Origin of the sequence: Geothrix sp., from assembly GCF_049292215.1 — a bacterium.
GTDB lineage: Bacteria > Acidobacteriota > Holophagae > Holophagales > Holophagaceae > Geothrix.
Window position 1 is genome coordinate 1 of sequence record NZ_JBATQW010000058.1, and the last position, 12223, is coordinate 12223.

The window sequence follows — 12223 nt, forward strand, 5'->3', positions numbered from 1 at the left end:
GTCCTCGGCTGGAGGCCCCCGCCCCGAGGTGGGCGCCCGCCCCATCGTCCAGCGCCCGGGCCAATCCCCGAGCAATGTCCAGCGTTCCGGCATGCCCCAGAAGGAAAAGGCCGTCCTGCAGATGGCCACCAACACCGGCCGCGGTGAAGTGCGCCATGAGCCCGTGCCGCCCACCACCCCCGGACGGCGCCCCTACATCCCCCCCGCCATCACCGAGATGCGGACGGACCAGGGCTTCAGCCGCATCAAGACCTCCGACTCCCCGGCACCCGCACCCCGGTCCACGGAACCCGCCCGCTATATCCAGCTGCCCCAGGCCCGACCTGCGCCCGGATCCCGCCCCAGCGGCCCCGGTGGCCGTCCCATGGGCGGACCCGGTGGCCCCAGTCGTGGCCCCGGAGGTCCTGGCAGTCGCCCCAGCGGCCCCGGTGGTCGTCCCGGAGGCCCCGGCGGTCGTCCCGGCATGGGCCCCCGCACGGGCGGCCCTGGTCGCGGCCCCTCCATCCCGGCCACGGGCCCCATCGATCCCAACAGCCAGAAGGGCCCCGGTCGCGGTGCCCATGTGGGCGGCAAGAAGAAGAAGGGCGGCTACGTCCGGAGCAAGGAAGAGGAACTCGACCTCAAGCTCCGCCAGCCGCGCTCCCGCGCCCAGCAGGTGGCCAGCGAGTACATCGAAGAGGAAATCGGCATCGTCATGCTGTCCGAAGGCGTGACGGTCAAGGAACTGGCCGAGAAGTGCAACCGCCCCGCCAAGGACGTGGTCGCCAAGCTGCTCCACCGCGGCATCTTCGCCACGATCAACCAGCCCCTCGACACCGAGATGGCCAAGGACATTGCCCGTGAGTTCGGCTTCCTGGCCGACATCGTCACCTTCGAGGAAGACGTCCAGATCATGGCCGATGAATCCGGCGAGGTGGTGGGCGAGAAGAAGCCCCGGCCGCCCGTCGTCACCATCATGGGCCACGTCGACCACGGCAAGACCTCGCTGCTCGACGCCATCCGCAAGACCAAGGTGGCCGCCGGCGAAGCTGGTGGCATCACTCAGCATGTGGGCGCCTACCACGTGGATGTCAAGGATCCGAACACCGGCGAGATGCGCCAGGTGGTCTTCCTCGACACCCCCGGTCACGAAGCCTTCACCAAGATGCGTGCCCGCGGCGCCAAGGTCACGGACATCGCCATCCTGGTGGTGGCCGCCGACGACGGCGTCATGCCCCAGACTGTGGAATCCATCAACCACGCCAAGGCCGCGGACGTGCCGCTGATCGTGGCCGTGAACAAGGTGGACAAGCCCGGTGCCAACCCCGACAAAGTCCAGCAGGGCCTGCTCCAGCACAGCGTCCAGACCGAAGCCTACGGCGGCGATGTGCCTGCCGTGCTCGTGAGCGCCAAGACCAAGCAGGGCCTCGATGAACTGCTCGAGACCATCCTGCTCGTGGCCGACCTCAAGGAACTCAAGGCGGTCTACGACTGCCCCGCCGCCGGCTCCATCATTGAAGGCCGGCTCGATCGCGGACGCGGTCCCGTGGCCACGGTGCTCGTGCAGCGCGGCACCCTGAAAGCCGGAGACATCTTCGTGGCCGGCGCTACCATGGGCCGGGTTCGCGCCATGTTCGACGACCTGGGCCGCAAGGTCACGGAAGTGGGTCCCTCCAGCGCGGTGCAGATCCTCGGTTTCGAGGAAGTGCCCAGCGCCGGTGACAACTTCCAGGTGGTGGAGGACGAGGCCAAGGCCCGCACCATCGCGACCTTCCGCCAGGAGAAGGCCAAGCAGGCGGCCCAGCAGAAGCAGCGTGCCACCCTGGAAACCCTGTTCAGCACCATCAAGGATGGCCAGGTCAAGGAGCTCGCCCTCATCATCAAGGCCGATACCCAGGGCTCCGTCGAGTCCCTCGTCGGTCAGTTGGAACGCCTCAGCACCGACAAGGTCCGGGTGCGCATCATCCACAGCGCCGCCGGCACCGTCACCGAGAACGACGTGCTGCTCGCCGAAGCCTCCAAGGCCACCATCATCGGCTTCCACACCAAGGCCGAGAAGAAGACCGAGGAACTGGCCCGCGAAGAAGGGGTGGACCTCCGCTTCCACGACATCATCTACAAGGTCACGGAAGAGATCGAACAGGCCATGGTCGGCATGCTGGATGCCACCGAGAAGGAGACCATCCACGGCCAGGCCGAGGTGCGCCAGCTCTTCAAGATCGGCCGCACCGTCATCGCCGGTTCCTTCGTCACCGAAGGCAAGGTCCAGAAATCCTTCAAGGTGCGCGTCAAGCGCGGCGAAGCCGTGCTCTTCGAAGGCGGCCTCAAGAACCTCAAGCGGTTCAAGGAAGACGTCACCGAAGTGAAGAATGGCCTCGACTGCGGCATCTCCCTCGAGGGCTTCGACGAGCTGAAGGAAGGCGATGTCCTGGAGTTCTTCAGCAAGGAGAAGGTGATCGCTACCACGCTCAGCTGACCCGAACTCGATTCACAAAAGGGCCCGCGGCGCGGGCCCTTTTCATATGCCTCCATATTTGACTCAATAGTATTCAAATGCTGACTAGGCTGAAGTAACTATGTTCGCTGTGACCCCGGTCACCCACATTGATCCACACACTGATCTCTTGCCCTCCCCCAGGACACCTCATGTCTACCTCCGGCCCCACGACCCCCAGCTTCAACCTCAGCACACCGGTCGAAGCGAGGACCGCCACGAATCCCCTCGGTCTCAGCCGCATCGACCACTTTCAACTCACCGGGTCCATCGACCGGCTTGAACCGCTCTACCGTCGCCTCGGTTTCGCCCGGATGGCTGTCGGCCGGCATGCATGGGGCTACATGGTCCACCTGCGGCAGCAGCGCATGGACATCCTGATCTTCGAGGCGGATGCCAGCCACCCGGCCGGGCAGTATTTCCAGGCCCACGGAGAAGGGGTCTGTGCCTTGAACTTCGCGGTGGAGGACCTGGACGTGGCCCTTGCGCAAGCCCGCTCCCAGGGGGCGCGGGTCATGCTCGAGCCGCAGACCCACACCCTCGGCGATGGCACCCTGCGCTTCGCAGCCATCCAGGGGGTGGGCGATGTCTGGAACTACCTCGTGGAGCGCAAGGGGGAGCCAGCCACCTTCTGGCCGGATCTCTCGCCTGAGCCCGCACCAGCCTTCTGCGACCCCGGCCTGGTGCGGGTGGACCACCTCACCAACAATGTGGGGCCTGGTGAGATGGACGCCCTGGTGGACTTCTACGAGCGGGTCTACGGCTTCGTGGTCACCCGCGAGTTCCACATCCGGGGCGCGCTGGGTACCGGCCTCGATTCAAAGGTCGTGCAGAGTGCCAACAACAAGGTGATCATCCCCATCAACCAGCCCACGGACGAGAAGAGTCAGGTCCAGGAATACGTGACCCGCCACAAGGGTCAGGGCGTCCAGCACATCGCCATGTCCACCAACGACATCTTCCACACCCTGCGCACCCTGCGGGACCAGGGCTTCCGGTTCCTCCGGGTCCCTGACACCTACTACGACCTGCTCCCAGGCCGCGTGGCCCGCAGCGGCTACGCCGTCCGCGAGGACTTCTCCACCGTGAAGGAGATGGGCGTCCAGATCGATGGAGACGAGACGGGCTACCTCCTGCAGATCTTCAGCGAAGACCAGATCGGACCGCTGTTCTTCGAGATCATCCAACGGCGGGGGAACATGGGCTTCGGCGAGGGCAACTTCCAGGCTCTTTACGACTCCATTGAATTGGATCAAAAGAAGAGAGGCGTGCTCTAACGACGCCCATGTACCCCTCGGCATAGAGGCACTTGGTTTCCGGAATCGAGGGCCCTTATGCAAGAAGGGCCTCGATTTTCTCGAGGCCCTTCTACCTACGCAACGATGAGTATTGAGTGGGTATCTCTCCTAGTTAGTAGCCGGTGATCTGGAAATCGTCAAAATTGACGCGTGCCGTCGTACTGACCGTCACGTTCCGGATTTCGAATCGGATTGGAACCGCCAAGTTCAGGTTGAATGTGGCTGGTGAGAGCGCGGTGGAATTGGTAACAATAGCTGCACCCGCGCTGGTCCAAGTGCCACCAGCATCTGTGGAGTACCACAGCTCCCAGGTTGAATCGGCATCTGCGCCATATTTCGCGTGGTTGATCGTGACCGTCTGAGCACTCGGCCAATCGAAGGACATGGTGACCGTCCCGACTTTTGAGCGAATGCTTTGAAGTCCAGTCTTCCGATCGCTAGCGGAGGTGCCTACCAGGGCATTGTTGAGAACCCAGCTGCCGGAGGTGAAGGCCACGCTGCCTGAGGCATAACCAGTCTTGGTTCCAGATTCGAACCCTTCCGTGAGTATGTTGGTCGAAGCAGCACTAACGGTGAGCAGGAAGGTCCGTGTAATAAAGGCACTATCGCCATCGGTGACAGTGACCGTGACGGTCGTCGCCCCTGTCTGACCGGTGGCAGGCGTCAGGACCAAGGTCACGGCCCCGGAGGCATTGCTCACGACAATTCCGCTCGCAGGAAGCAGAGTTGCATTGTCAGAAATGGCAGATACCGACAGAGCCCCGGCCGTTGTCCGATCATCCGCCACAGTAAAGTTCACTGTCACCGCTTGATTGACGGTCGAGTTCTTGTCCGTCAGGACGGCAGGGTTGGTCGTGGGAGCGGCATTGCTGGAGGCCGGAGGGATCACGCGAACTACTCGGGTAATCGTGTTGTTACTCCCTAGGCTGTCATCCGCCGTGAACGTCACATTGAAGCTGCCAGTGGTGTTAAACGTGTGACTTGTGGAGGTGCCGGTTGTTGTGGGGGTTGCATCACCGAAATTCCAAGTGGTGTTGGCAATGGTGGTACCCACAGGGGCAGAAGCGGAGGGGGTGGCCGCGCCATCAAGGGAGAGGGTGGTTCCGACATCAATGGTCGTGTCATAGCTAGGCTGGATGACATGGACATTGGGCCCAGTGGGCTGTTCAAACGGTACACGCCAGCCGCGGACATCGACAGAGGCCTTCCAGGTCGGGATGTCGACGGAGGGAGCCACCACGGCAAGATTTGGGAAGAAATCAATTCCCGTTAGAGCTTCGATTCTTGCGACAGACGTCACGTAATTGGTCAGAGTAGCGGTGCTGTTGGTCAGCCCCCAAACGTTGGGCATGAGCATGGCTAAAACTTCGGGGTGTCCAGGAGTGACCTCGTGGACCACGATCTTGTAGCAGGCCACAGGGATGGCGATTTGGAGACCGGGGGTCACCGTAGAGTTCCACCACGTGGGTGAGGCGGGGAACACAGACCCGGTGTAGACCCAGGCACGCCCCTTGAAGGAGGTGAGACCGTCCGTATCCCCACCAGCGGTACCACCAATGGCATCTTCCAATTTTTGCCATGTCTGCTGATTGAACTGGGAGATCTGGGGAACCAGGTTACTCATGATGGTGGCGTCGTCACCGGCCACCGGGGTGTAGCGATAGGACACGTCCGCCCGTGGTACCTGGTGGCCCCGGTCGTAGCTGTTAGGGAAATTCGCTCCTCCGGTATAGATGCCGGTGTAGTCATCCTTCCCAACCTGTGGGGCAGCTAGCCGAAGGTCCGTCGTGTAATCCGCGGTTGAGTTGGCATAGGGAGAGTGAACCGGGAAGTTCACATAAGACGTCCATACCGGATTTTTTAGGGCCTCGTCATAACCAAGGCGAAATGCGCCGTTGGGGAAATTTGTCGCATCCACATGCAGGGACGGTAGGACTGTGATCGGCCGGGAGGGCATCGGTACAGGATCGCCAGCATAGGTAGGCGAGGGTACCGAGGCCAAGGCGTATACGGTGTCGCTGTCCGTGCTCAGGCCACCCTCTGACACCGTTACTGAATAGGCATCAGAGTTCGTTGGGAATTCCGTCGAGAGCACCGTAAATGAGGATGAAACCTCCCCAGGAATGGCAGTGCCATTTTTCTTCCAGATATAAGAGAGAGTTCCCCCATTGTTGGCCTGGGCCGTCACGGTGAAGGTCACGGCGTCCGGGGGGAGCACCGTCTTCGTTTGCGGTTGGACCAGAATCGAGGGTGCTACTGCCGAAACCGAGATGCTGGCGGAACTGCCGGTGATTGAAGCGGTCACCGTGTCAGTCACTGTAAGAGTCTGAGCTCCCGCGGTAGTAAGCGTGGCGCTGAAGGTATGAACCCCTGCATCAGGAGCAATGAAGGTGTAGTTCCCAGGAAGGACAGCCGAACCATCGGTGCTGGTGAATTGAACCGTTCCCGTGTAACCGGTGGCCGCATTGTTCTGAGAGTCGAGCGCAGTGACCGTGAAGGTGTTCGAAACTCCTGGGCTGGCAGGGCTCGGGTAACCGGTGAGGGAGAAATGAGTGGCGGCACCAGCGGTAATACTAATGTTTGCTTGGCTACCGGTAATGGAAGCGGTCGCCGAGTCGGTAGCCGTGAGCGAGTGGGTGCCCACAGTATTGAACGAAACGTTGAAGGAATGGCTCCCACTATCGCCGGCCGCGAAGGTGTAATCCGCAGGGAGAATCGCAGCACCATCTGTGCTGGTGAAATGCACAGTCCCCGTGTACCCGGGAACCGCATTATTCGAAGCATCCAGCGCCGTCACGGTGACGGCATGGGAGGACCCAACAGTCGTGGGGCTAGGGTACCCAGTCACCCTAAGGTGCGTAGCTGGTGGCGCCAACACTGTGATGTTTGACTGGACCCCATTCACGGAAGCAGTGAGGGTGTCTGCCGCCCCAAGAGATTGTGTGCCAGGGGTGTTTAGGGTGGCACTGAAGGTATGCGCCCCATTGTCGGCTGCAACGAATGAGTAGTTCGCCGGAAGCACCGCCGCACCATCTGTACTGCTAAAGGAAACCGTTCCCGAGAAGGTAGGAACTATGTTGTTCGAGGCGTCCAAGGCCGTGACTGTGAAGGTATGCGTGACCCCAGTGGTCGTCGGGCTTGGGTAACCCGTAACGGCGAGGTGGGTCGCAGGGGGCGGGTTGACTGTGATTCCTGTTTGACTGCCTGTAATGGTCGCAGTGGCAACGTCTGTCGCCGTCAGGGATTGAACCCCCGTCGAATTCAAGGAGGCGGTGAAGGTATGGGATCCATTGTCCGCGGCCTGGAATGAATAGTTCGCCGGTAGGACCGCGGCTCCATCCGTGCTGGTGAAGTGCACCGTCCCGGTATAGCCAGGAACGGTAGCATTCGATGCATCCAGAGCGGTGACCGTAAAGGTGTGAGATGCCCCAGGGTTCGTTGGGTTGGAGAACCCGGCCACAGCGAAGTGGGTTGCGGGCGGCGGGTTCACGGTGAGCGTCGCACTCGAGCTTGTGATCGCCTTAGATATTCCGTTGTAGGTGGCACTCACCGTACAGGCATAGGTCCCTGCGTCGGCTACCTGTGTAGCGGCGATGCGGAGAGTCCAGTTGGTGGCTCCCGAAATGCGCCCACCATCTGCCAGGGCAACACCATTCTTCGTCCACTGACAGGTCATCGCGCCGATGCTTGAGGCGCTTACATCAAACACCGCCTCCTGGCCGCCATTGACGGTCAGTGACTGAGGCTGCCTGAGCAACTGTGGGGTGAATTCCACAGGTGTAACGTTTCCTGTGGTCGCCTTATTGGGACTACAGGCCACGCCAAGTGCCAGGATCGCCGTCAAGGCGACACCCATGACCCATCGAACTGATTTCTTCATCGGGAACATTTTCCCTCCAAGGTGATGTTTCGAGGAACCCGAGTCGTTGGCCCCCCTGGCGATGGTGCGGATCGTGGGCTACTGGTTGGCCGGAGCCACCAGTTGATAGACCGAGTGCGGCGTGGAGACCATCAGGTCACCATCTGCGTTGACAGCAAGACCTTGCGGCACGAACACCACAGCGCCATTCATGCTCTTGGTGGCGAGGCTGCCTCCAGTGGTGTCCGGATTCAAGAGGCCGGGCTTCAGCCCCATGAGGTTCGGAACAGTGGTACTCGCAGCGTAGCCCAGCAGGGTAGTGACATTTCCTGTGGCATCGATGGCGCGGATGCCGTTCTGAGGGCTGGACTGGGTATTGGTGTAGTTGGTCACGAAGAGGAAGTTGCCGCTGGCGGCGATACCCAAGGGCGCCGCGAACTGGGCGGTGGCGGGAGCGCCGTCCACCCAACCGGCCGTGCCCGTACCAACGGTGAGCTGCAAACCACCGGTGGCATCGAACTTTTTCACCTGGAAGGCGCCTGTCACAGAAACCCAGACTGAGCCATCGGTCGCCAATGCAATGCCAGTGGGATTGGCTCCTGTAGCGGCCACGAAGTCTGTGCAGACTCCGGTGGAGGCATCGATCTTGAACACCTTGGCGGAACTATCAGTGGCGTAGACCATGCCTGTCACGGAATCCACAGCAAGGCCCGAGTGGATCGGGGCGACCGGGTAGGTGCCCCCCGCCACGACGTAGGTGGCCTCGGTGAAGGTGCCATCAAGGTTGGGCGTGAATTTCCGAAGTTTCTTAGTGGTGCCGGTGTCCGCCACGAAGAGAGCCACCAGGGCCTTGGTGGTGGGATCCACCTGCACGGCCACGCCTTTAGGCGTGAGGAAGGGGATGTTGGCGGACGAGGCATCCTTGAGTGTGGTCACAGTGCCATTGGCAGCAATGATGCGCACCAGGTTGTTGCCCGTATCGACCGCAAAGGTCTTGCTGCCGTCGGGCAAGGTGGCCAGGTTGGCACCGAATGCGGTCCCGAAATTGAACCGGGCCCGGGCACCCACGTCATCGATGGCGGTGCCAACGATCCTGGGTCCACCGGCGTAGGCATAACCCGCTGGCTTGCTGGCATCATCCAGGGTCCAGGTCAGCTGGCCGGCGGCGGGGGCCGAAACGTTGATCTCGCGAATCGCCTGAACCGTAAGGGTGCTGCCTGTGGCATCGGCCACGTAGAGCTGTGTGCCCGCGGCTCCATCGCCCCTGACGGCCACGTAGTACGGGCGGGCCAGGCTGGCGGTGGCAGAAGTGGGGAGGGTGGCTGTGCCATCCCAGGTGGTGGCGGAGGGGGCATAGCCCTCCGTGGCGGTACCGGTCTTGCCGGCGATGGTGATGAGGGCCCCTGCCAGGGGTCCACTCACCGGCACCATGCGGATGGCCATGTTGAACGAATCCGAGATATAGACGTTTCCGGAATCATCCACACAGACGCCGCTGGGGCCATTCATCAGGCCGACGGTGGCCACTGCGTTATCAGCGTAGCCCTGGGCACCGGCCCCTGCGAAGAGGCTCACTACAGGACTGGCGCCGGAGAGATCGATCTTCATGATCTTGTTGACGCCGGTAGTGCTGCACGCGACATAGAGGAGCTTGCGTCCTCCCTTGAAATCCTTTGCCATGGCCGTGCCAGCCACCACTCCACTGCTGGTCAGGTTGGCGACCAGGGTGGGAGTCGGCGTGGCTGAAGTGAGATCCATGGTGTAGAGGCTGCCGGCCGCGGTGGCGAAGTCCACGAAGTACATGGTGCGGTTGGCATCAATCACGAAGGCATTGGTGTTGAGAGTGAACCCGGGGACGAGGCTCGATGTGTAGGTACCGTCCACGTTGGGGGAGAGCTTTAGCATTCGCTTGGTTGTGTAGTTCTCGCCACCCACGTAGATATCGCCGGTAACGGGGTCCACGGCCGTATTGCGGGGGGTGATGAGACTAGTGGTGTCGGTATTGGTCCCGGCCACGCCCGCCACACCGGGGGTTCCGGCGATGGTGGTGACCTTGCGGTCCGGGGTGATGCGTCGGATTAGGTTGTTGGTGTAGTCGGCCACGATCATCGTGCCGTTGTTGGCCTTCTCGTCCCAGGTGATGGCGTTGGGGCGATATAGGCGGGCCGTGGACATTCCCGTAACCGGGTCCGGGCCGCCATCCACGTTGCCCGTGCCAGAGCTGAAGGAACCCGCCACATGGTAGAGAGCCTTGGCGCCCACCTTCAGGGTGGCGGTATCACCGCCCAACAGGTTGGATCCGGCCAGGGTGAATGTCTGTCGGCCGTAGGGCGTCACAGTCTGACTCACATTGCCAAGCACATTGGCCCCGTTCAGCGTGAGGTCAAGGGCCAGCCCCGTGTAGGACCAAGCCAGATCAGTCGTCGAACCTAGCACCACCACCGAGGGCGTGGCAGAGAAGGCCGTGATATGGACCGGGGCTGAACCCACAGTCACGTCGGCAGTCTTGGTGATCGCCGCACCACCGCCGGCCGGGGTGGCCGTCAGGGTGTAGGTGGTCGTCACCATGGGCGTCACGTTGGCCGTGCCCGTCAGGGGGAAGGTGGCCGGGAGGGTGATGTCCACCGGGTTGGCTGTGATGGTCACGGTGCTGAAGATGCCGCTGACCGAGTTCGCGTTCCAGGTCAGGGTGGTACTCAGGCCCGGGGCAAGGGTGGTGGGGCTGGCCGAGAAGCTGATCGGCGCAGCGGCCACGGTGATCTTTAGGTCGCGCGTGGTGTTGCGGGCGATGACCGCGTTGGTGGCCATCACGGTGTAGGTGCCCTGGGCGGTCACGGCCACTGGTGTGCCAGAGATGGCACCGTTGGCGGGATTCAGGGTGAGGCCACTAGGAAGGGCCGGGTTCACCGTGTAGGTAATGGGTGCATCGCCAGTGATGGTGGCCACGGTGTTATCGGCAATGCGCACGCCTGCATAGTAGGTGGCGTCCTCATGGGTGTAGGTCAGGCCCGCGGGGGCGGTTAATACGGTCACTGTGGCGGTGGCGGTTGTTTTCTTTCCGCTGCCGCTGGTCACGGTGAGCGTGTAGCTCGTGGTCGCGGTGATGTTCGTGATCGGAAAGGCCACATTGCTTGTTACGGGGATATTGCCAGGGGTGAGGACGGCTGAGCCGTCCTTGACGCCAAAGTTGGCGCGGAACCAAGCGGTACCACCAACCGGGATCTGCACATTCGTGAGCGGATCTCCAGCAAAGGCATTGGCGGTGGATACCCTAAAAGTGGAGATGGCCGGGGCGGGATCGGTGTAGCTGCTGTCGTTCTTGGTGCAGCCCGTGTGGAAGGTGGCGAGGCCGAGGCCCATGGACAGGGCCAGCAGGAACCTGCCGGACCCCTGGCGCAGCGAATGGATGGACATGCGGACTCCTGAATGGCGCAGGGCAGAGTGGAGGATGGTCATGTCAGCCTCCTAGAACCGGGCCTTGAGGGTGAACTGGACTTCGCGGGAGCGGTTGTCAGGGGAGTCGATTGCCCCGAAGTAGGGGTTCACGCCCCCCGAGGACAGGGTGTATTGGGTCTGGCGGGTGTACTGATTTGCCCAGTTGAAGACGTTGTAGATATCGATGGTGCCTTCCAGTGAGAGGGCCCGGGTAACCCGGAACAGGCGGGATGCCCTGAGGTCGAAGGTCTTCTCGTTGGGCTGTCGGTGGCTGTTTCGACCATCCACCGTGTCAATGAACTTCCCGTCACCGTTCTGATCGGCATAGTAGATGCCGTTCCAGGGCCGGCCCGTGGTGTAGGTGGTAATGCCGGACATCCGGACGCCGAAGAAGGTGGGGGCGAACCAAGCCAGGGTGGCACGGAAGGCATGATCGTTGTCGCTCAGGGCCCAAGAGGCGAGCGGATCCGCCGGGTTCTCAGTGAGGGCATTGGTCGAGGTCAGCGTGGCCCGCTCGTTGGAGTTGTTGTCCTCGGCCTTGGCGAAGGTGAGGCTGCTCTTGAAACCCCAGCCGCTACCGGGCTTCCGGCCGGCTTCCAGCACCAGGCTACGGTAGCGGCCCTCCCCGTCGTACTTGGAGAGGATCACATCACCGAAACCGCTGAGATCCAGGGCTCGGCCACGAACAATGGCGCGACCAGGACGGGCTCCCGTAGAGAACCGGTTGTTGGTGGTGGGGTAGCCGTCGTTGTAGATCGCGCTCGGATCAACGGTGCTGGTCCCCGGCGCCAGCTGGCCTAGGTTGATGTTCACGGCATATTGGAGGTTGAGGAACTTCTTATAGGTGGCGCGGGCTCCCACCGTGAAACCGTTTCCCAGGTCCTGCTCGACTCCCAGCGAGGCCGCACGGGCCTGAGTCATCTTTGACTCGGGATCGATGATGGTGGGCACGATGGTGTCAACCTTCAGGTCGGAATCGGTCAACAGGGTACTGGTGGGGATGCGGGTCAGAGAGCCCTGTCCTGTCAGGGGACCACTCCATCGCTGAGAGGCGGATAGCAAGCCGCCGGGTTCGAATAGAGCGGGATTTGCCGAGGCCGTCATGTAGTAGGACACCAGGTTGATGCCGTTGTTCATGATGGCGCCGGAGGTGGTCTG

Annotated in this window: 5 protein-coding genes; 2 read left to right on the top strand and 3 right to left on the bottom strand. The window is 62.0% G+C overall.

All coding sequences use genetic code 11. From position 1 onward, the window contains the following. Both infB and hppD read left to right on the top strand, forming a co-directional pair. Positions 1 to 2455, top strand: a 2455-nt coding sequence (gene infB / locus WAS25_RS09700) for a translation initiation factor IF-2 (protein ID WP_422311497.1), incomplete at its 5' end; no start/stop codon positions are given. 170 nt (positions 2456 to 2625) lie between these two features. Then, positions 2626 to 3750, top strand: a complete 1125-nt coding sequence (gene hppD, locus WAS25_RS09705; protein WP_422311499.1) for a 4-hydroxyphenylpyruvate dioxygenase — start codon at positions 2626 to 2628, stop codon at positions 3748 to 3750. 133 nt (positions 3751 to 3883) lie between these two features. Here hppD and WAS25_RS09710 read toward each other — a convergent pair whose 3' ends face one another. The 3 genes from WAS25_RS09710 to WAS25_RS09720 all read right to left on the bottom strand — a co-directional run. Further along, a complete protein-coding gene (locus WAS25_RS09710) occupies positions 3884 to 7660 on the bottom strand; it encodes a DNA/RNA non-specific endonuclease (RefSeq protein ID WP_422311501.1) in 3777 nt (1258 codons plus the stop codon). A gap of 69 nt (positions 7661 to 7729) precedes the next feature. Continuing rightward, positions 7730 to 11044, bottom strand: a complete 3315-nt coding sequence (locus tag WAS25_RS09715; RefSeq protein ID WP_422311503.1) for a putative Ig domain-containing protein — start codon at positions 11042 to 11044, stop codon at positions 7730 to 7732. A gap of 51 nt (positions 11045 to 11095) precedes the next feature. Continuing rightward, positions 11096 to 12223: hypothetical protein (locus WAS25_RS09720; RefSeq protein WP_422311505.1), on the bottom strand; the 1128-nt coding region annotated here is incomplete at its 5' end.

Bases quoted from the DNA above. Each gene is read 5' to 3' on its own strand.
- hppD (WP_422311499.1), top strand. From the start codon at position 2,626: ATGTCTACCTCCGGCCCCACGACCCCCAGCTTCAACCTCAGCACACCG.
- WAS25_RS09710 (WP_422311501.1), bottom strand. From the start codon at position 7,660: ATGTTCCCGATGAAGAAATCAGTTCGATGGGTCATGGGTGTCGCCTTG.
- WAS25_RS09715 (WP_422311503.1), bottom strand. From the start codon at position 11,044: ATGTCCATCCATTCGCTGCGCCAGGGGTCCGGCAGGTTCCTGCTGGCC.